Origin of the sequence: Candidatus Cloacimonas acidaminovorans str. Evry, from assembly GCF_000146065.2 — a bacterium.
Classification (GTDB): Bacteria; Cloacimonadota; Cloacimonadia; order Cloacimonadales; family Cloacimonadaceae; genus Cloacimonas; species Cloacimonas acidaminivorans.
Genome location: NC_020449.1, coordinates 465,763 through 487,299, shown reverse-complemented (window position 1 = coordinate 487,299; position 21,537 = coordinate 465,763). Strand labels below are relative to the sequence as shown.

Genomic DNA, 21,537 nt, shown 5'->3' with positions numbered 1-21,537 from the left:
TTTTTATTATGATGTTTCCCGTGTTTTGGTGGTATAAGTCCAGAAACCCTTTTGGTTAAAATATTGCCGGCACGCCTTCAAATCATTTTTACTATCAAATATGCCTAAGCAGGTAGAACCACTTCCACTCATTATAGCTACTTTAGCTCCAAAACTGCCGATTGTATTGATAATTTCGTCAATTACAGGATAAGCACTTCTGATACCGCTTTCCAGACGATTGAAGCAGGAGCCGATTAGGTTGGAAGGATCAAATTTACGCTGCTCCTGCTTTTTAGGAAGATAGGCAAGTTTATAAGCTTCAGCACTGGAAATTTCTATTCCGGGATTAACTAACAGGATATTATTCAAGAAAATAGAAGGAAGTTTTGTGATCACTTCTCCCCTGTTTTCTCCTTTAGCTGTTCCTCCTTCCAGAAAGAAATTGACATCACTGCCAAACTGAGAAGCAATTTTATGCATTTGCGGTTTGGATAAATTAAGCTGCCACATTTCATTTAAAGCCAGAATACAATTGGCGGCATTACTGCTTCCTCCCCCCAGACCGGCTGAAATAGGAATATGCTTTTCTAAATGAATCTTGATGCCTGAAGAAACATTAAAGCGTTCTTTTACATAAGAAGCAACCCGATAAATAAGATTTGAAGTTGATATCAGAGAAGGAATATTGCAGGTAAGGATTATTTCAGGGGACTCAATAAGTTCATAGTTCAATAAATCAAACAGGTCAATACTACACAGTATAGTATTGACCTGATGATAGTTATTGGGGAGCTTTCCAATCAGCTCAAGAAATAGATTTATTTTTGCGTAGGAAGCGGTTAACATTCCTCTTTTGCTTTTGGGGCACCTCTTCGCCATAATAATAGTAGTAATAGTAGTAATAGTAGTAATAATTCTGTTTACTGTAATACTTTTGAACATAGATACCATTCACAATTATGCCGTCTAATCTGCCTTCAATATTATTCATCAATTCTTTAGTACGTTTAATGATGCCTTTATCGGTAAAACCACAACGAACGACAAGATAAGTCATATCAACTTTCTTAGTGAGAATAAGAGCATCCGTAACGGCAATTAAAGGTGGTGAATCCACAAGGACATAATCATAACGGGATTTAAGTTCTTCCAGTAGGTTATCGGTTCTTGGAGAAGCAATTAGTTCAGAAGGATTGGGAGGAATAAACCCACTGGTAATTACATCCAGATTGGCTATTCCAGAGGGTTTGATAACTTGCTCAACACTTACTTCCGGATCGATAAGAAAATCACTGGTGCCGTTTTCTTTTTCCAGACCTAACTTACTGTGAACAGTAGGCCTACGCAAGTCCATATCAACTAAAATAACCTTGCTATTCATTTGAGCAAAAGTTATAGCAAGATTGGCTATGGAAGTAGATTTACCTTCTTTAGGTCCGGAAGAAGTAATCAGAATAGCAATACTACTTTCACCTTTATGTGCCAAGATATTGGTTCTTAAAGTTCTATAAGCTTCAGCAATTGGTGATTTAGGGGCATAATGTGAAACCAGTTGCATCATTACAAAATGCATAGAACGGGTTAGTTGTTCACGATTTTCTCCTGTAGCAGAATTAATCATATCGTTAAATTCCTGAAGTTTGGATTCCGCTTCGTGAATTACAGGAATAGTTCCGGCAATAGGTAAACGAACATAATTTTCCATATCTTCCAAAGTGCGTAATTTAGTATCCAGAGAATGAACCAAAAAGGCGGTTCCGATTCCTAAACCCAGTCCGATAATTACACCTACTAAAATATTCATAGAAACCCTGGGTTTAATTGGAACTGTAGGACGTTCTGCATAGTCAATGATGCGGATATTTCCGATTTTTGCCTGTTCAGCAATTTTGGCATCTTCATACTTTTCCATCATCATACTGTGAATTTTCTCATCCAGCATCAGGTTTCGGGTTAATCTTGCCAGTTCCAGTTCGGTATTGGGAATAGCAATCAGGCGTTGATTATACATTTCTTTGGTTTGTTCCAAGCCGTCAACTTTGGCACGAGCCATTTCCAGCTCTATATTTGCCTGGACGATTCTGGTTAAAAGGTCACTTCTGGTAGCGAGAGGATCGTCAGTTACAGCTAAATTTACCAGTTTTCTGATTTCCTGGTCTAATTTTTCCTTAGCGTTTTCAATTTCCCTGTAAAGAAGTTGAATTTGAGGATGATCTAAGGGATATTCATTTTTTGTAACTAATTTGGTGATGAGGGATTGAGTATCTACAATCTGCTTACGCAGTTCATTGATATAGGGGGTTTTTATAATATTATCCACATTCACCAGCAGAGAATCCTGTTCCTGTAATTGACGGTTTAGCAAATCCAGGGATTTGGCTTTTACTGCCTGATCAGTTAACGCTGCTTCATATTCAGCTTCTAAGTCTGATGCTTGTTCAATAAGTTTATTTGTTTCCTCGGATAATTGAGTAAGCTTATTTAGGTTCTTAAATTCCCGTAAATCATTTTCAGAACTTTGCAGACGACGGGAAATAGCATCTAATTGAGTTTCCAGAAATTCACGAATAGTGGTAAATTCCAAACGAGCATATTGAGTATTTTGTTGTTGAATTGCTTCCGCGATGGAATTTACGGCAGCCATTGCTTCAGTAGGATTAGTAGATTCAAAACTTATGGTGAGAACATCAGTTTCCCGTTTTGATTCTACTTTCATTCTACCTAAAGTGGAAGCCGGATCAGCTGCCTGACTTGCAGGAAAAGTATCCCAATCGGGATATTTTTTCATAATTTCCCAGGCAAGGTTCATTATGGGTTTGCTGTGAATAAGTTCAATCTGGTTATTTAAAGTGTTTTTTCCTAAACCGCCTGTAGAAAGAAACATCAGGTCGGATTGCTTATTTGCGTCTTCCAACAAAATGCGGGTAGAAGCAGAATAAATTTTAGGTAAACGGGCTGTGTAATAAACCGTAGCCACTAATGCTACAAGGAATACCAGAATTACCAGATAACGATATTGCAGGATTATTCTAAAATAATCGGAAAGTTTTATTTCCTCTTGGACAGGGAGTTGATTATTTTCATTTTCCAGCATTGAATACCCTCCTTATTTAAATCCGGTTATGATATTATAAACGCCCAGAGCTATAGTGATATCAGAGAGGAATTTTGCCACTTTAGATACGGCATAGAAGATGGTTCCTGATACAACGATTGTGTCACCTGGTTTTAATTCCGGAATAAGGGTTGGATCACCCGTCTCCAGATATTTCTTAAAATTTACCCAGATAACCTTTTCACCTTCGGAAGAAGGACGCACAATTCTTATTTTAGTAAGTTTGGCATCTTCTTTAGGACCTCCAGCCAAGGAAAGCAGGGTTAAAAAATCGGTATCGTCAGGAACAGTATATAAGCCGGGTTTATAGACCTGACCCAAGATATAATTATTCATTTTCAGCTTTTCCACACCACTGCGGATACCTTCATAAGTATAAGCAGAAATATTTGAAGACGGGGTAAAATTAATCGTCTGCTGGCTGAATAAAACCAGGGAAAAGCTGATGAGTAGAAACACTAACAGTAATCTCTTCACATTATCCTCTCTTTTTAATTTGTGTAACATTCTGAACATCGCTGTTCAAGTCAAGATTTTTCTGTAACTTCATTATGTCCAGACCGGTTATTATATGCTTTTTCAAGGTTGGACTGCCATCCCTATTGAATTATCAAGGTTCGCTCTTTCGACTCGGAACCCATTTCCAAATTATGTTCCGGATCGTCATCAAAAGCATCTATCCGCCAACGAAAAACCTGGCCACTTGGAGGTCGTGGATTTAAACGAGGAAAAGGAAATTCTGGTGGTGAAGGAAATTCTTCATTAGGAGTATAATAATAAGGGTAAGAAAAAACCAGATCACCGGTTTGATTATCCCAAAGCAGGATACGAAATTTGTTGGTTTGGCTATCTCCTCTTTCCCAACATAATTTTGCCGTGTCCTGATTAATAGTTTCCCCCTCAACTGGAGAACTGAGAATACTTTTAGCTAAAATGGCATAGGAAACGGTGTCCGAAACGCTAAAATTGCCGCTGGCATCGTAGAGTTCAATATAATAGTAATACCACTCTCTTTCAACCAAGGAACTTTGGTCCAGATAGTAATCTTCCGAAGCTGGAACAGTATTAATTAATTTTGGTTCAGGGTCGGATTCGGAATAGCGGTAGACCTTTACATGGCTTAAATCATTATCTACGAATTTTTCCCAGGGAACTTTTATCCAGTTGCCATCGGGAACAGTATCAATGCCATTATTATCATCGTTTAGGGAAATTGTTACTCCATTTACAATAATGGGATCATCACCCGTATCTCCAAGGTGTGAAATTAGTTTAGGTGTAGTAGGAGGAATTTTATCTTTTTCGGGAGAATCATCTCCTGAACAAGAAAAGAGCAAAGCAAGCAATAAGAGTGTAGTTAAGCTAATTATCTTGCGCATTTTTATTCTCCTTAAAATCTAACCCGTAATCCCAAACGGTTACTTATGCCGACAGGATTCGTGATTAGAGCATAATCAAGCATAACGCCGTAAAGTTTTATTGTAGCACCTGCACTGAAACTATTATCATAATAACCAAGACGCAAATTACCCTTTTTATCATATTCCCAGTCCACACCAAAATGGTTAGTTCCTCCATACACATAGTCATAATCATAAGCCAAGGTAACAACGGATTTCAGTTTAGGTAAGGGTTGAACTACTGCTAAGCCGGTTTTAGTATTAAAGAGAACTTCGTCACTAATTTTACTGGGAGTATCCCAAGTGATATCTGTTCCACCAATATCTTGAAAATTGACACCGAAATGTAAATCTCCCAGTTCTTCCCAATCGAAAATAACAGCAAGGTCGGTCTTTGCTTTAAAACCAATGTCAAGTCCGGTTCCTGTTCCGGTTCTATCCCATATAGACCTTTTAATAAGTTTCACCGTTCCTCCAAAACCGAAATCAAAAGGAACGGCAAAAAACAACCAACCCATATTGGCATCATAATGAATTTTCTTGGAAAAAGCGAATTGATAGAGATCGTCATAGCTGGAAAATTTGCTATCGGGAACACCAGGTAAGTGATATAAGCTGTTATTTATCCGCTGGTCTACATTAGTGCCGATGAGATACTTTTCATCAAAATGGGGAATGTCACTAACCGTTAAACGAGTAACATTCAAACAAATAGTTACATCATTGGGTAAGGGTTGAGCATAAGTTATATGATCGTAAGAAGCAAGATTATTGTAGAGGAAACAATGCATAGCGGAAACCTCGGAATCAGTAAGAAAACTGAGACCGGCAGGATTCCAATAAATTCCAGAACCATCATCTGCAAGAGAGGCAAAAGCACCACCCATACCTAAAGCACGTACTCCGGAACCGATCATCATAAAGTCGCCAGCATAACGTCCTGCAAAAAGTGGAGTTAAGCAAATCAGGATAAGTGCGAATAGGATATATATCTTTTTCATTTTGGTCTCCCTAATTCAGAATTGCCATTTTTTGGGTTTTTTCAATGGTTTTATTGCCTTTTTTGGCAATAATCCGGTAAAAGTAAACCCCGTTAGCCAAAGTGTAACCCTTATCATCTTTGCAATCCCAACCATAAACTGAACGGGGATATTCATGGTAACCAACTCCAACCGGAAGGTTTTTAAAGGTCTTAACCAGGCGGCCGCTGAGTGTGTAAATCTTGATAGTAACTTCATCTGCTCCATCGGTAAGAACATAGGTGAAACGAGTTCTGCCTTCATTTTTCGGGTCTAAAGCAGCACCTTCACCTCCGGCTCCTAAAACGGGATTCGGGTAATTTGCCAAGTTTATAACATCAAATTTGTCATTAACGGTAAATTGGATATCCCGGTTTGCAGGATGACCGTTCAAATCACGACATTGAACTTTTAATTCGTGTATTCCCTTTCCTAAGGATAATTGATATTTAATAGGTATTCTATTGATATTTTCCAGATTGATGGAGATTACATAGTCCTTTTCCGGGATGGGAACACCATCTAAAAACAGAGAGATAGAATTATCTATTACATCAATACCATTGGTATCGGAAAGCAAGAGAGAAATAACTCCATTACCGGCAACATATCCACCAACAGTAAATTCCTGGTCTTCAACATTAACATCTACGGCTGGAGGAGTATAATCCATATTGCGGAAAATACTGTAAATACCTGTGCGATTCACTTCAAAGCTGACTTTATTTTGACTTTGATCCATAAAACTGCCTATTAAAATCCATTTCTGGAATTTTGCGTTATAGCGATATATTTTGAAGTTATTAGCGCTTTCCTGTGCTTGAGTTAGGGAATCAGTAGCGCTATAATTGAAGGAAAGAGAAAGTTTTTTTCCTCCGTTCAAAACACCTAAAGAATCAGTAATTCCTGTTCCCAAGAAACTTATTTCGTAGGGAATGGAATGTTGATTTCCGGTAAGTCCATCAGGAGCATTAAGCAAAATATTTTGGACATCAGGTTGATTAAGAGGAGGTAGGGCTTTCAAGGTGTTTATGGCAAAAAGAACCTGGCTACCTGCAGGAACAAGACCTGGAGGAATTGAACATTGAAGGTTGTTATCTATACTGCTATGAGTTGAACTGGAACTATCTACCAGGAAATAATTCATCGGAACTTGTAAGCTAATATAGTTATTGGTATTGATAAAGAAATGCCATTCAGAAAAAGCATTAGTAGTATTAACTCTTGCTTGCAGAATAAGATTGGCATTAGGTAAGCCGGCAAGAGAAATAGTATCCCAACGGAGTTCTCCTACTTCCAAAGGAGAATAATTCTGAGTGGAAAACAAAGTAAGATTACTTTCAGTTGTTCCGGTATATAACTTTAAATCCGTAGTTATAGAAGTAGCATTGCCAATATTGGTTCCTAAAACTTTCAAGACCAGAGAATTTCCCTCTTGTTCCAGTTTAATATCTTTCAGAAACAGATCAGGACCACGAACAATGTAATTTTTTAGGAAACTCTCTGCAATACCTGTTTCAGTTTCCATAACATACTTGAAAAATATTTCTTTTCCGGTAGGATATTTACCAAGATAGTGGGTAGTTACATACAAAGTGCTATCTTGTTCAGACCTCTGCATTGGAAGTTGAAGCCAGTTAATTTGAGTAGAAACACTATCTGTCCTGACTTTGCAGATAATATTGTTAACCGGTAAAGGACTAAAGACCTTGGCAGTAAACAAGACAGAATCCGACCAAGCAGGTTCTGGAGGATTAAGATGATGATGCATAATATTAGGTCTACCAACACTAAATTGGGAAAGCCCTATATATTCATCAGTATTGGAATAACCAGCAACCATAATTTTACGGGTGTAGTTATTGGCTGCAGGATTTGTATTAACATAAGTAGCTGTCCAATTCCCGTTCGGAAAGACAGGTAAATCATAAGGGACATTTACAATCTTTCCACTCTCTTTCATAATAAACAGACGGCCTGCATTAACACCGGTGGGGAAAGTAGCATTAACGCGTAATGTATCACCCGGGTTCAGCACATAGTTATCTGCAAAAACAGGTATATCTTTTATGGGCTTCTTCAATTTGATTAAAGGATCACCTAAATAGGCAAAACCGTTGATAAGGGCATAAATAGCTGCAGGTGAATAGATAGTAGTATAAGAGCGGGCTAAAGCAAAAATATTCGCCAGACCGATATTGGCAAAATTATGTTTATAAAGAGCATCACAGTATGCCATACCCCAGGTTTCATCATGGTCTAAATAACCCAGACCAGTAAAACCTGCAGTGCCTATAGCTCCTTTATTGGGCTGAAGGACTAATGCTTCACTGATAGAAGCCATTCCGTTTGTATCAAAAGCGGAAGCATAACAGGCAAGAGATAAAACCACAGGATAGGTCTGATTGTTGAGCGTTGCTACATCATTAAAATTGAAGAGGTTATAATCCGCCCAAATTCTACCCCCGCCATGACCCATAAATTGAACATATTGAGTTCCGGAATTAATAGCATCTTTCAGATTGAAAGTTCCGCCAAAGTAATCAGAGCTAACAGTTTGAGTAGAAGTATAAACCCTGGTGACTCTATATTCATCAGGAATAGTTTTACGGATTATACGTTCTGATTGTTGAGCAAAGATATCGTTATTATCAGTTATTTTCCCTCCGGAAGTGAAAGTTAAATGACTGTTCCAAAGACGAGAGGTTTGTGGATTGTTACGATAAGCAGTTGCCTTAGCGGCATAATCCAAAATTTGTTGTTCCTTCCAGATACTAATTCTTGCAATAGATATATCGGGGACAATATCTGTTCCTACAATACATCCATACCAGGGGTCACTTGCCGTAGCACCATGTTTATAAGTCCAGGTCTTTTTAACCGGAATGAGATTATATATTCGTGAAGGACTGTTATCTCTTGTATCATCAACTCCTTCACCCAAAAGAATAACACTGCTTAATTGAGGTGAACTCCAATTGTTATAAGCATAACGAAGAAAGTCCCTAATTGGTTCAGCACCTGTAATGCCAGCATTAAATTCATCATAGATATCCTGAACATCTACAATTTTTACTGTATGCCCTTCGGATTCCCAGAGGGACTTCAACTGCAAAGTTCCTTCTACTGAAGTAAATTGCCAGGGTGCAATAACAATTACATCAGCACTATTATCAGGATTTTTCAGGTCGCTGGGAAAATTGAGGCGTATTGCTTTGGGAGTTTTTTTCATATTTTCAGTTACGGCAAAATATCTGACCGCTTCGGAAAAAACACTATCTTGAATAGTAACCGTCCAAGGAGCATCACCATTAATATTAAACGGCTCTATCTGAGCAGAATTGAAGATACTGGAGCCAATTTTATAAACAGAAATATGAGGATTGCTGAAACCGCTAACCTCAAATTGATATAAACCACCGGGACGATTGGAGGGCTTTGTAAACTTGATATAATCCTGGTCAGTTTTATATTCGCGCCAGTATTTAATTTCAGCCCAATCCAGCATTACCTGTTCTTTATCCGTCATTACAGTATTACCGGAAAGGGCAATATAGAAGTTATTGGTTCCATGCCTTAAAAAGGTGTTGGAAATATGATTTTGATTTTCAAATATCTTTTCCGTTTGACCAATCCATGTATGCGAATTAACCATTGCCTGATTCAAACGAATAGATGCTTCATGATCATATTGTCCGCTGGTTAGTGTTTCGGAATAAGTTAACCCCATTAAACAAATTCTGGCAGAAGCAAAGCGGGTAGTAGTATCTTTGGGATATTGCAGTTCCACAGGAACAATTTCCAGATTGGGAGCATTGATTTTTTTCCAGAACCAAACATCTTCGCGATAGAAATTTGGGGTACTGGAACTCCAGCCCCTGCCAAGTTTATCGCTTACCAGTTGTTCTTCAAAGTGAACTGTATCTTCATAAGCATCAGGAACAATATAGTTCAGAAGATTGGATTCAATCAAACCCCCATTTTCCACAGCCATTCTTGCTCCATAGTGATCAATCAGTTTCAGGGTATATACATTTTCGCTTGTATAATCATCCATATAGCAAGTGTCACCCTTATGTTTATCACCATAGAACTCAAAATAGTCATTTTCATTGAAGACACCGTCATTTTCGCCTACGAAGTGAATCGGCACCTGTCCATATTCATCAGTTAATTCCAGATAACGCGGGTCTACATTTGCAGGTGTCCAATTCATCACTATCTGCAAAGAATCAGCCATCAAATTTATATAATCCATCAAGTAATGATAGCTGACCTTATAGATTCCCTCTTTATCTACAATAAGCTGGATTTCGTTAATGCTTGAAATACTATTTTTAGGTGCAGAATAATATATGTCCCGGGTTTTTTCCAGACGCCAGGTTTTAGAACTATTTTCATTCAAGAAAAAAGGCGGGTCTGCATTATCAAGAGGATTTGGATTCAGTTGCCAGTTTTTAGTTGCGTTCTTTGTTCCGCTTATATAGACAGTTATAGATATTTTGGAGTGCACAATCAGCTCTTTGCTTTGTGCTCTATATTGAAAAGGATAAATCAGCAAAGGTATGAACTTGCGGTTACCTATAAAAGCAGGTTCACCTTTCTGCGCCAGAGAAACAGGATAGAGTTCACGATTGGCATAAGCTTTGTAGTCCGGTTTATTATTATAGTTTACTCCCTCACCTTCAATTAACAGAGTTGACGAAGGGATGATATTTATATTCGTCAGCGTTTTGGGTTCGCTGCTTTTAATACTGAAACTGTAATCGCCATCTACAGGAACTGCTATAGCCGTAGAAAACATTATCAATTGAGGAAAACCCTCATTACTGAAATAAGAACCATCGCTACAAACAATTCTTTCCCAGTTCTGTCCGTTTATTGTAACTTTGGTTAATTCATATTCAGGAAGCTCAAAATTAATAGCAAGTATGTCCTGACTTTCAGAAACAAGAGTTATCGGCTCTGCCATAATTAAGGCAGGCAGGCAAAAACTAAGGCAGAAGAATAAAATTTTTCTGCAGGAAAGGGAACGAAACAGGTTACTCACCCGGTTAATATAATACATTGGCATAATATTAGCTATCTCCATTGTCATAAAAGGTATTTTTATGTAATCCAATATCTTGGCGGAAAATTCTGTTCTTAAAGGTTATCTGTTGAACTTTGCTGTATGCCTCTTCCCTGGCTTCATTTAAATCTTTTCCCATTCCAACAGCACATAAAACACGTCCACCAGAGGTCACAAGTCCATTTTCACCTTTTTCCACTCCGGAGAAATAAATTCCGGAAAGGTCTGCAGGTAAAGAAAGTGGAAAACCTTTATTGTAAGCAAAAGGATAACCCTCGGAAGCCAAAACAACACCTAATGCGGTTTTATTTTTGAATTTTAGTTCCACCAAATTTATCTCACCCTGTAAAATGGCTTGGCAGATTTCTACAAAATCCGTCTCCAGTAAAGGTAAAACAACCTGTGCTTCAGGGTCTCCTAACCGGCAATTGAATTCCATAACTTTCGGTCCTTCCTTAGTAATCATCAGTCCACAGTAGAGAATTCCCTTATAAAGATGACCCAATTCGCGCATTGCCATAAGAACGGGATTAATTATTTCCTCTTCAATCTGTTTCCGGTATTTTTCCGCTTCATAAACTGGAGCATAAGCACCCATTCCACCTGTGTTGGGACCTTTGTCGCCGGCATAAAGTTGTTTATGGTCCTGAGCAAAAATTGTAGTTTTAAACTCCCAGCCATCTGTAATGGCAAATAAAGAGACCTCCCAACCCTGTAAAAATTCTTCTACAACAACTCCTTTTTCGCTAAAATGAATTTTTTTTAGTGCCTCTTGGGCCTCAGCCGGATTTTTAACCACGAAAACTCCTTTTCCTCCAGCTAAGCCATCATTTTTAATAACCGCTGGAAAGCCAAAGTAGTCAATTTGTTCTAATGCTTGAGGAATGGTTTTAGCTATTTTGAATGCAGCAGTTGGAACACCTTTTTCCTGCATCAAATTTTTGGCAAAAATCTTGCTGCTTTCCAATTGGGCGGCAAATTTAACAGGAGCTATAACAGCAACTCCCTTCTCATTTAAATAATCAGCTAAACCATCTGCTATGGGTTTTTCGGGTCCGACAAAGACAAGATCAATTAGATTCTGAACACAAAAATTGTATATCTCTTCTTGTGTTTGCAGATTTGCACATTCATATTGAAGCGCAATTCCTGCATTTCCGGGAGCCACAATAACCCTTTTTATCTGTTTGCTTTTAGCAAAACACTCTGCAATAGAATGTTCTCTGCCTCCGCTGCCGATTACTAAGATATTCAATTATCATTCCTGCCTTGTAAGTGCTGAATTAAAGAAAGGATAGCAAAATCAGCTGCTTTAATACGGATAATTTCCCTATCCCCGGTAAAGAATTGTTTTTTAGACCAATATTTCTCAGCGGCTATAAAGCCAAAACACACCGTTCCTACAGGTTTTTCTGCAGTTCCACCATCAGGACCTGCAATCCCTGTTATTGAAATTGAGCAGGTAGATTTTGTCAATGATTTTATTCCTTCAGCCATTTGCAAAGCACAGGTTTCACTAACCGCTCCTTCTGTCTCTAAAACTGTATCGGATACATTCAGCAGATTTTTTTTCAAGGCATTGGAATATGCTATCACACCACCCAGAAAGGAGTTAGATGAGCCAGGAATATCTGTTATCAGCTTTTGCACTAAGCCACCGGTACAGGATTCCGCAACGCTTAAAGTGTAGATATTTTTCCACAAACGTGCTAATAAAATTTCTGCGGGACTTTCTTCATCATAGCCCCAAACAAAAGGTTTAATAACCGGCAGTGCTTTTTTAACCGCTTCTTCAACTTTATTAGCATCGGTTCCATAAAAGCGTAAGTCAACTCTTCCAATTTGGGGAAGCCAAGCTAAAGAAACACCTTCCGGCAAGTTAGAAAGAGTAAATAACTCAGCCAGTCGGGATTCAGCTATGCCGTAAGTTCTTAATGTTTTTATAGATAGTGGCTTGGCATCAGGACAATTTTGGGTAATAATATCTTTGATATGTGTCTCAAAAATATGTTTCATCTCCGAAGGAACACCCTGTAAAGCAAAGAACAAAAAGTCCCCTTCCCGATAAAACAATCCTGGAGCAGTTCCCAGGTCGTTTCTTAAAGGAATAAAATCATCGGGAACCATTGCCTGAGAGCGATTGGTTTCAGGTAATGGTATTTTTCTGAAAGCAAACATTTTTTGGATATGTTCCCAAATATTATCGTCAAAGTGTTGCTTTTTACCAAAGAATTCAGAAATTGCGGATTTGGTTAAATCATCTTCTGTAGGACCCAAACCACCGGTAGTTATTACTATCTTATATTTTCCCCAGGTATCTTGCAGTGCTTGTTTTATAGCGTTTGGTTCATCTTTTACGGTAAGGGCATATTCTACAAAAATTCCTTGTTTGGCAAGTTCCGAACCTAAATATGCCAGATTGGTATTGATGGTTTTACCCATCAGAATTTCGTTACCGATAGTAATAATAGCTGCATTCATTTTAGTATGCCTTGGCAAAAATTACTCTGCGTGTAGAAGGTTTACCACAGCAGATACAATTTCCCGTTTCTTCTTTAGTGTTAAAAGGGATACAGCGAATAGTCACTTTCAGGTCTTCTTTAATTTTTTCTTCGCAGGATGATTTTCCACACCAGTGAGAACTGGCAAAACCACCATGAATTTCCGGTTGTTCAATGTTTTTAGGAGTAAAGAACCTATAGAATTCCTCTTTATCGTCAATTTCCATCGTCCATTTATCTTTAAAAGCCAAAGCTCGTTGATAATAGCCCTGTTGCATTTCTACCAGAGTTTGAAGAACATAATTTGTGAGGTCGGAAATCTTTACTGACTGTTTATCTTGTGGTTCTTTATCGCGTCTGGCAAGCATAACAGCATCGTGAATAATATCCCGAGGACCTATTTCCAGGCGCAAAGGAATGCCTTTTTTTATCCAATACCAATTTCTTTCACTGCTGGTCATATCTCTTGTATCCAATTCAGTATAAAGGGGAACATCATCTAAATATAAATCCTTTAGCTGGTTTTGAACATTTTCCGCAAAAGCCATCACCTGTTTTTGTTCTTGTGCATCTCTATAAATAGGGATAATAGCAATGTGGGAAGGAGCAATTTTCGGAGGCAAAACAAGTCCGTTATCATCGCTGTGTGCCATAATTATAGCTCCTATTAAACGCGTAGAAACACCCCAGGAAGTAGTCCAGGCATATTCTATTTCTCCTTTGCGGTTTTGAAATTTGATTTCGGATGCCTTGGCAAAATTCTGTCCCAAAAAATGAGAAGTTCCAGATTGCAGTGCTTTTCTATCCTGCATCATTGCTTCAATACAATATGTAGTTACAGCTCCGGGAAATTTTTCACTTTCAGTTTTTTCGCCTTGAATAACAGGCAGGGCAAGATAGTCACGCGCAAAAATAGCATACACATTGAGCATTTTTAAGGTCTCTTCTTTTGCCTCTTTTTCTGTTTCATGCACTGTATGCCCTTCTTGCCAAAGAAATTCCGTAGTGCGTAAAAAAAGACGCGTGCGCATTTCCCAACGGACAATATTAGCCCATTGATTGATCAGAAGAGGCAAATCCCGATAGGAATTTACCCATTTAGCAAAAGATGCGCCGATAATTGTCTCACTGGTAGGACGCACAATATAAGGTTCGGTAAGTTCACCGGCTAATTGTAAACCGCCTTTTCCATCTGCTTCTAATTTACTGTGTGTTACAATAGCGCATTCTTTGGCAAAGCCCTCTATATGTTCAGCTTCTTTTTCAAAAAAACTTTTAGGAATGAATATAGGAAAATAGGCATTACGATGTCCCGTTTCCCGAAACATTTTATCCAGTGCACGCTGAATATTTTCCCAAATTGCATAGCCCCAGGGTTTTATTACCATACAACCGCGAACTTCACTATTTTCAGCCATATCAGCTGCTTTTATAACCTGTTGATACCATTCGGCATAATTTTCTTCCCGGGTAGGGGTTATTGCCGTTTTGTTATTTTTACTCATCACCTTTCTCCAAAATTAGTGTCTGAATAGTTCGGATGCTTATTATGCAAAACCAAAAGAAATATATTAGCTATATTACCATTAGAAAGCCAATTCCTGAATAGTACCATTGTTGTCAATGTAAAAAGGAAAGACAGGCATATACTGCTTTTTCCCAAATAATATCAATTTTTGAATGTTCAGCCATTTGTCATTTCTGTGAAAGCACAAAACCAAATAAGATAAAAATATATTTATGCATTTTCAATCTGATAATTATTTAAAATAAAACCAAATAATGCTTTGAGAAAAAGTTCCGTAAGAACGACAGATATTAACAACGGGTTTTAACCCGGTGAAAAGTGCCAAGGAAACAACCTTATCTCTTTTGTTAAGAAAAAGTTCCGTAAGAACGACAGATATTAACAACGGGTTTTAACCCGGTGAAAAGTGCCAAGGAAACAACCTTATCTCTTTTGTTAAGAATGAGTTCCGTAGGAACGACAGATACTAACAACGGGTTTCAACCCGGTGGTAAAAATCCCTTTAGAAATCTTCAGTTTCTTGGGTAAATAAGAATTTGCCAACCCATTTTTCGCCAACTGTATTATTTGTGTTTATCATATAAAAAAGTAAAAATCCCTACCAAATTAACCAGGTAGAATATAGTGATTATGTATTAACGAGGGCTATAAGTTCTTACAACGCGGAAGCCCAGATAGGCATTTTTAGTGTAGGGCTTGGCAAAATTGCGGTTAGTAACTCTCATTTCAGAAGCATTATGATACCAGGAACCGCCTCTAATAACTTTATCAATTCCTTTATCGGGTCCCTTATAAGGGTCATAATTGCGTGAACTGTAAGGCACATACCAGTTCCACACCCATTCAAAAATGTTTCCGCTCAGATCGTAAATTCCCAGCTGATTAGGTTTTTTTTGTCCCGAAGGATGGCTTTGTGCATCGCTATTTTCGTTATACCAACCGACTTCATCTGCCTTATCAGAGCCACTATAGACAAAGAAATCATTTCTTTTTCCGCCTTTGGCAGCAAATTCCCATTCAGCTTCAGTAGGTAAACGATAGCCATTAGCAGAAAAATTGCACACAACTTCATCATCATAATAATCGTAGCAGGGCTCAAAACCGTCCAGAATACTTTTCTGATTGCAGAAATCAATAATGTCGTAGAAATTAACATTTTCCACAGGCAGTTCGGGATCTTTACTGTGAGCCGGATTATTAGAAAAAACCATCATCCATTCTGCCTGGCTGATTTCCTTTTTACTAATGTAAAAGGCAGGAATGCCTATTGTTAAAAGAGGAAATTCATCATCTTCCGCTTCGGGAGAAATATTTCCCATCACTAAAGTATCTGCAGGAACCAAAACCATCGCTATAGGCAGATTTTCGTTTAGTGGTTCTTCCGAAATTTCCACTTGAGTGCTATCTGCCACGGAAGTAAATTTGGGTCTGTTGCCAAAAGCAATGTACTTAATAATAATAAACAGAATTATGATAAGAGACAGCCAGATAAGGATTTTGAAGGTCTTTTTCAGCTTTTTTGTTTCTTTTATTTCGGTAATGAAAGATTCGGGAGCAGGATATTTGGGAGTGGCAAATTCTGTTTTAGAGCTTGCCGCTTGGGAATTTGGCAATTCCTTTTTTTCTGTTTCCTCAACCTTCTCAACTTTTTCAATTTTCTCAACCTCTTCAATACTCTCAATTTTCTCAACTTTCTGAACGCTTTCCACCTTTTCATCTTCTTTCGGCAGCCAATTTTCCTGTTCGTTAAATACCGTTATAAGTTCTTCCGCATTGGCAAAGCGTTGATGAGGATCAAGTTTCAAACATTGCAGTAAAGCGGTAAAAAGCCAGTCCGGAACCTGTTTATGCAAAATTTCCGGCATAATAACAGCCCGGCAAAGTGACTGCTGTTTTTGTTTTTCCGGGCTCAGTTGCAGGTCAATTCTCCAGGGAACAACTCCACAAAGAATTTGATAAGCAATTACAGCAAAAGAATATAGATCGGATTGAGGAAGAGCAATTCCTGCTTGAAAAAGTTCCGGAGCAAGGTATAAAAGAGGATGATAGGTACCATTTTTTTCATTAGCAGTTTTATAGGCATCATGGTTTTTCCCGAAACCGATTATGTGCACAGAATTAGTATTATCAACAATGAGATTATAAGGATTTAAATTCAAATGGATACAGTCCTGTTTATGGGCATAGGAAAGTGCCTCTAAAAGCTCCTTTAGCCAGGAAAGGGTAAGTTCAATGGGTGGGGAATCGGAATTTATTTTCAGATAGGCAGAAAGAGACATTCCTTCAATGTATTCTCCAATCAAATAAGCAGTTACCTTTTCTTCTCTGATTTCGTAGACCTTTCTAATTTGGGGATGGCTAAGTTTAAGGTGGGTATGGGCTTCATTCATCAAATCCTGTTTCAGTTGCTCATCGTCAAGTCGTTGCGTATCAGGGGTTTTAAGCAAAACTATTTGTCCGGTTTCCATTTGTTTTGCTTGATAGAGAGAAAACCTCAAGGAGCTGTGAACGGTTTTAATTATCTGATAGCTGTTTAGAGTTGTCTCCTGCATTTAAGTTGCCTTATAAATTGTCTTTCCGCATTTTAGCACGCGTTCAACATAAGAAGAACCCAAATGATAGGGAATAAAATTAATCCCCGGAATATCCCAAAGAACAATATCTGCCTTTTTTCCTGCCTCCAAAGAGCCAATTTGATTGCCTCTATCCAGCGCATAAGCAGAATTTAAAGTGGCTGCACATAAAGCAGAGGAAGGAGTTAACCCCATTTGCAAACAGGCAAGAGACATAGTAAACTGCATACTGTCACAGTTACAACTTCCGGGATTAAAGTCCGTAGCTATGGCAACAGGAAGTCCCAAATCCATCATCAGACGGGCATTAGCGTAGGTCTTGCTCTGTAAGGAAAATAAAGTTGCCGGTAATAAAACTGGTATCACTCCCGCTTTTTTGAGTGCTTTAATTCCTGTTTCGCTGGCAGAACCCAAATGGTCTGCTGATATACATTTTAGTTCCGCTGCAAGTTCTGCACCACCAATGGGCTCAATCTCATCACAATGCATTTTTAATTTGAGTCCGTGTTCACCTGCACAGGTAAGTATTTGGCGCGATTCCTCAATATTAAAAGTATGTGCTTCTGTAAAAATATCGCAAAATTCAGCTATTCCTTGTTCCGCAACAGCAGGAATCATTTCTTTACAAAGGAGTTCTACATAACCGGAATGATTATTTCTATATTCTTCGGGAAATTCATGGGCACCCAAAAAAGTAGGGACAATATCAATCGGGAGTTCTTCCTGCAAGCGTTTGATCACCCGCAATTGTTTCAATTCGCTTGGGGTGTTCAATCCGTAACCGCTTTTTGCCTCAAGGGTTGTAGTCCCTAACTGCATCATTTTCAGGATGCGTTTTTTAGCCAATTCAAAAAGCAAATCCTCATCTGCATTTCTGGTTGTCTGAATTGTGCTTAAAATGCCACCTCCTGCTTTGGCTATTTCCACATAACTTTTTCCCTGTAAACGCATAGCAAATTCATCTTCGCGAGTATGGACAAAAACGGGATGAGTATGACAATCCACAAAACCGGGAGTAGCAATTTTCCCTTCGGCATCTATAAGTTCGGAAGTTAGATATTTGTTTCCTATCGCTTTACTGTCGTTTATTTCAATAATATTGCCACCTTTTATGGCTATACCCGCATCGGTAATAATAGCACTTTCTTCCATTTCTTTGCCGTAGCGTGGTTTACTATTATTGGCAAGAGTAACTAACTGGCTGATATTAATGATAATCACATCGGCGTTCATTCTTTCCTCACACTTTAACAATCTTCAAAATACATTATGTAATTCCTAAAATATTCCGTCAAGCTTTTTCAGCAGGAAGCATTGCTTACTCATTGCTTACCCATTGCTAATGCCATCAGTAATGGGTAAGCAATGGGTAAGTAATGCTCCTAATGAAGAACTTCTATTTTACATAATTTCAGTATGTTATGCTTTTACTCACTTCCCTGTGTTTTCCCCTGAAATTATTTTCGGAAAGTCAAAACTAATCACTGCCGAAATAATTGCCAGTCAGGAGTCGTCACTGCCTTCAAAAATTTTACACCTCCCACACATTGATTTGGCATTGAGGACTTATGACGACCCCAAAAAATATAAAAATAGAACGCAGATAACTGAATCAACCGGATCAGCACGATTTAATATCTGTAATAAAAAAATAAAAAAATCTGCGTAATCAGCACAATCTGCGTGAAGTTTACTTGTTTGAATAGGACTTCAATCTTCCAGAAAAACAGTGTTCTCCGATAACACTTTCGTTATTTTCGGTGACTTCAGTGTTCTCGGTGTAAAATAAACATTTATGCTTGACACCTACGCATTTATATATTTACTGGATAAAAATAAGCAACAAAAAAGGAGAAAAAATGCTTAGAGGTAATGAAATAAAACCTGCAGAAGGCAAACTTGGCGTTATGTTAGTCGGTTTAGGAGCTGTAAGTACAACTTTTGTGGCTGGCGTTCAAGCAATTAAAAAAGGCATTTCCGAGCCCTTTGGTTCGGTCACTCAGATGTCCACAATCCGTTTAGGTAAAAGAACAGAAAATAGAACTCCTTTAATAAAGGACTTTGTTCCCTTGGCTAATTTGGAAGATTTGGAATTTATGGCTTGGGATATTTTTGAATACGATGCTTATGAATCTGCTTTAAAAGCGGGAGTTCTGGAAAAAGAACTGCTGGATAAAATAGAACCGGAACTGCGTTCTCTGAAACCACAAAAGGCGGTTTTCAACAATAACTATGTAAAAAAATTACACGGCACTTATGTGAAAACCGGAATCAATAAAATGGATTTAGCTCAGCAACTGATGGATGATATCAAACGCTTCCAGGAAATAAATAATTGTAGCCGCCTGGTTATGGCTTGGGCTGCCTCTACAGAGGTCTATTTAGAATCGGATCCTGTTCATAATACTCTGGAAAGTTTTGAACAGGGTTTGCGCGATAATCATCCGGCAATTGCCCCTTCTATGATTTATGCTTATGCCGCTTTGCAAATGGGAGTCCCTTTTCTGAACGGAGCTCCGAACTTAAATCTGGAAATTCCCGCTCTGAGAAAACTGGCGGAAGAGAAAAAAGTTCCCGTTGCAGGTAAAGATTTCAAGACAGGTCAAACCCTGATGAAAACTATAATCGCTCCAGGTTTAAAAGCCAGAATGTTAGGGATTCACGGTTGGTTCTCTACAAATATTTTAGGTAATAGAGACGGGGAAGTTCTTGATGACCCCGAAAGCTTTAAAACCAAAGAAGTTAGTAAACTTTCCGTACTGGAAACGATTCTGGAACCGGAAAAATATCCTCAACTCTATAAAAACCTTTATCATAAAGTCCGCATCAATTATTATCCCCCGCGTGGCGATAATAAAGAAAGCTGGGATAATATAGATATTTTTGGCTGGCTCGGTTATCCGATGCAAATTAAAATAAATTTCCTGTGCAGAGATAGCATTCTTGCTGCTCCTGTTTTGTTGGATTTAATTCTCTTTATAGATTTGGCACAGCGCTGTAATATGTCCGGAGTTCAGGAATGGCTTTCTTTCTTCTGGAAATCACCGATGACAGCTCCCGGGCTCTATCCTGAAAACGATCTTTTCATTCAGCAGATGAAAATGAAAAATACCCTGCGTTATATGATGAAAGAAGACCTTATTACTCATCTGGGTTTGGAGTATTATAACGAAATGTAATTTTCTTGTATGGGGCTTGTCTCCATACCTATTTTGATACTTTTAGCAGATTAAACAGACGATGAAGAAGATAAAACTCCTGTTCAGAATAGGTTATGCCTATCATAAGTCCGCCTTTGATCCGATTATAGACCTCTTGCTGAATAACGATAAATACGATGTCTGGTTCTCATTGGATATGGAAAAAATAAAGTATTTCATCTTTGAATTTCCCTATCGGAACCAGATAATTGAGGACTGGAAAAAACTTGGCTACCGTTTTACCAACGAAACAAAGGGCTTTGATATTGTAATTTCCGGTGACACACTACATAATGCAAAGGACTATGGAAAAACACTATTGATTTTTCTGAATCACGGAACAGGAATTAAAAACATACTTTATCGCAATTTAGCTCGCTCTCCTGGGGTTAAATACCAGATTTTTGTGGAAGGCCAACATAGAGTTGATTCCTTGTTAAAATGCCCTTATTTGGGAAAAAGCGAAGTCCATTTAATCGGCTTACCCAAATTGGACTATTACTTTCAGGGTAAATTTAACAGAGAAGAGGTCTTGCAACGCTGGGGTCTTAATCCCGCTAAAAAAACAATCCTCTTCGCTCCCACTTATAAGCCAACCTGTATGTATGAAATAAAAGATGACATCTTTGAGCAAACCAGGGACTATAACTTAATAATTAAACTTCACCCATACAGCTGGATGGGAAAATATGCCCCGCATAAACAACATCGCATTTTTGAAAAAAGGGTGAAAAAGTATCCCCATTCCGTACTTTTACCTTTTATAGAATTTAATATTGTCCCTTATTATGCTGCTGCCGATACGGTTCTCAGTGAGGCATCCAGCACGGTTTTTGATTTTATTGCCCTAAATAAATTTGGTATTGTTTATGATCTTGCTTGCGATAAACTTAATCATTCGGACGGTCAACCTCTGTTGGAAATTGATAACCGGGAGTTTTTAAAAGGCGCTTATCCCCATATCCAAAACGGAAAACAGCTTCCTGAAGCAATTGCTACAGCTCTCAATCCTACTTTAGATATGATTGCCAAAGCGGATGAATACCGTCAACGCTATTTCTATGGCTTGGATGGAAAAGCCGCTATCCGTTTTGTAGAAAAAATGGAAGAATTATACTATGAAGGCGGTCACGAAAATGGAGTGTAAA

Annotated in this window: 13 protein-coding genes; 2 read left to right on the top strand and 11 right to left on the bottom strand. The window is 38.3% G+C overall.

Going from position 1 to position 21,537, the window contains the following annotated elements; all coding sequences use genetic code 11:
- Positions 1 to 6: 6 nt before the first annotated feature.
- From ispE to hutI, 11 genes are all read right to left on the bottom strand, one after another.
- Entirely contained in the window at positions 7 to 828 is an 822-nt protein-coding gene (gene ispE, locus CLOAM_RS02080; RefSeq protein WP_044278819.1) for a 4-(cytidine 5'-diphospho)-2-C-methyl-D-erythritol kinase, read from the bottom strand.
- Positions 788 to 3,076 (bottom strand): GumC family protein, encoded by a 2,289-nt coding sequence (locus CLOAM_RS02075; RefSeq protein ID WP_015424198.1) that lies wholly within the window; start codon positions 3,074 to 3,076, stop codon positions 788 to 790. The genes ispE and CLOAM_RS02075 overlap by 41 nt, the downstream gene beginning before the upstream one ends.
- A gap of 12 nt (positions 3,077 to 3,088) precedes the next feature.
- On the bottom strand, positions 3,089 to 3,574 hold the full coding sequence (locus tag CLOAM_RS09000) for a polysaccharide biosynthesis/export family protein (protein ID WP_157859988.1): 486 nt from the start codon (positions 3,572 to 3,574) through the stop codon (positions 3,089 to 3,091).
- Positions 3,575 to 3,696: 122 nt separating this feature from the next.
- Positions 3,697 to 4,476 carry a hypothetical protein gene (locus tag CLOAM_RS02065; RefSeq protein ID WP_015424195.1) on the bottom strand — a complete coding sequence of 260 codons (780 nt, stop codon included), beginning with the start codon at positions 4,474 to 4,476 and terminating at the stop codon, positions 3,697 to 3,699.
- Between the two features lie 11 nt (positions 4,477 to 4,487).
- Entirely contained in the window at positions 4,488 to 5,498 is a 1,011-nt protein-coding gene (locus CLOAM_RS02060) for a PorV/PorQ family protein (RefSeq protein WP_015424194.1), read from the bottom strand.
- Positions 5,499 to 5,508: 10 nt separating this feature from the next.
- A complete protein-coding gene (locus CLOAM_RS02055; protein ID WP_162010051.1) occupies positions 5,509 to 10,590 on the bottom strand; it encodes a C25 family cysteine peptidase in 5,082 nt (1,693 codons plus the stop codon).
- A gap of 4 nt (positions 10,591 to 10,594) precedes the next feature.
- The gene (gene purD, locus CLOAM_RS02050; RefSeq protein ID WP_015424192.1) at positions 10,595 to 11,842 is read right to left on the bottom strand and encodes a phosphoribosylamine--glycine ligase; all 1,248 of its coding nucleotides are present in this window, start codon (positions 11,840 to 11,842) and stop codon (positions 10,595 to 10,597) included.
- Complete coding sequence (locus tag CLOAM_RS02045; RefSeq protein WP_044278817.1) at positions 11,839 to 13,068, bottom strand: CinA family nicotinamide mononucleotide deamidase-related protein; 1,230 nt, start codon at positions 13,066 to 13,068, stop codon at positions 11,839 to 11,841. Before CLOAM_RS02045 ends, purD begins: the two co-directional genes overlap by 4 nt.
- Before the next feature lies 1 nt (position 13,069).
- Positions 13,070 to 14,593 carry a proline--tRNA ligase gene (proS, locus tag CLOAM_RS02040; protein ID WP_044278816.1) on the bottom strand — a complete coding sequence of 508 codons (1,524 nt, stop codon included), beginning with the start codon at positions 14,591 to 14,593 and terminating at the stop codon, positions 13,070 to 13,072.
- A gap of 658 nt (positions 14,594 to 15,251) precedes the next feature.
- Positions 15,252 to 17,168, bottom strand: a complete 1,917-nt coding sequence (locus tag CLOAM_RS02035) for a bifunctional serine/threonine-protein kinase/formylglycine-generating enzyme family protein (protein ID WP_015424189.1) — start codon at positions 17,166 to 17,168, stop codon at positions 15,252 to 15,254.
- Complete coding sequence (gene hutI, locus CLOAM_RS02030) at positions 17,169 to 18,422, bottom strand: imidazolonepropionase (RefSeq protein ID WP_044278815.1); 1,254 nt, start codon at positions 18,420 to 18,422, stop codon at positions 17,169 to 17,171.
- Between the two features lie 626 nt (positions 18,423 to 19,048).
- Here hutI and CLOAM_RS02020 point away from each other — a divergent pair.
- Together CLOAM_RS02020 and CLOAM_RS02015 are read left to right on the top strand one after the other, a co-directional pair.
- A complete protein-coding gene (locus CLOAM_RS02020; RefSeq protein WP_044278813.1) occupies positions 19,049 to 20,368 on the top strand; it encodes an inositol-3-phosphate synthase in 1,320 nt (439 codons plus the stop codon).
- 61 nt (positions 20,369 to 20,429) lie between these two features.
- Positions 20,430 to 21,536, top strand: coding sequence for a CDP-glycerol glycerophosphotransferase family protein (locus CLOAM_RS02015; RefSeq protein ID WP_015424186.1), 1,107 nt, complete (start codon positions 20,430 to 20,432; stop codon positions 21,534 to 21,536).
- Position 21,537: the final 1 nt, after the last annotated feature.

Bases quoted from the DNA above. Each gene is read 5' to 3' on its own strand.
- ispE (WP_044278819.1), bottom strand. From the start codon at position 828: ATGTTAACCGCTTCCTACGCAAAAATAAATCTATTTCTTGAGCTGATT.
- CLOAM_RS02075 (WP_015424198.1), bottom strand. From the start codon at position 3,076: ATGCTGGAAAATGAAAATAATCAACTCCCTGTCCAAGAGGAAATAAAA.
- CLOAM_RS02065 (WP_015424195.1), bottom strand. From the start codon at position 4,476: ATGCGCAAGATAATTAGCTTAACTACACTCTTATTGCTTGCTTTGCTC.
- CLOAM_RS02060 (WP_015424194.1), bottom strand. From the start codon at position 5,498: ATGAAAAAGATATATATCCTATTCGCACTTATCCTGATTTGCTTAACT.
- CLOAM_RS02055 (WP_162010051.1), bottom strand. From the start codon at position 10,590: ATGCCAATGTATTATATTAACCGGGTGAGTAACCTGTTTCGTTCCCTT.
- CLOAM_RS02045 (WP_044278817.1), bottom strand. From the start codon at position 13,068: ATGAATGCAGCTATTATTACTATCGGTAACGAAATTCTGATGGGTAAA.
- proS (WP_044278816.1), bottom strand. From the start codon at position 14,593: ATGAGTAAAAATAACAAAACGGCAATAACCCCTACCCGGGAAGAAAAT.
- CLOAM_RS02035 (WP_015424189.1), bottom strand. From the start codon at position 17,168: ATGCAGGAGACAACTCTAAACAGCTATCAGATAATTAAAACCGTTCAC.
- hutI (WP_044278815.1), bottom strand. From the start codon at position 18,422: ATGAACGCCGATGTGATTATCATTAATATCAGCCAGTTAGTTACTCTT.
- CLOAM_RS02020 (WP_044278813.1), top strand. From the start codon at position 19,049: ATGCTTAGAGGTAATGAAATAAAACCTGCAGAAGGCAAACTTGGCGTT.
- CLOAM_RS02015 (WP_015424186.1), top strand. From the start codon at position 20,430: ATGAAGAAGATAAAACTCCTGTTCAGAATAGGTTATGCCTATCATAAG.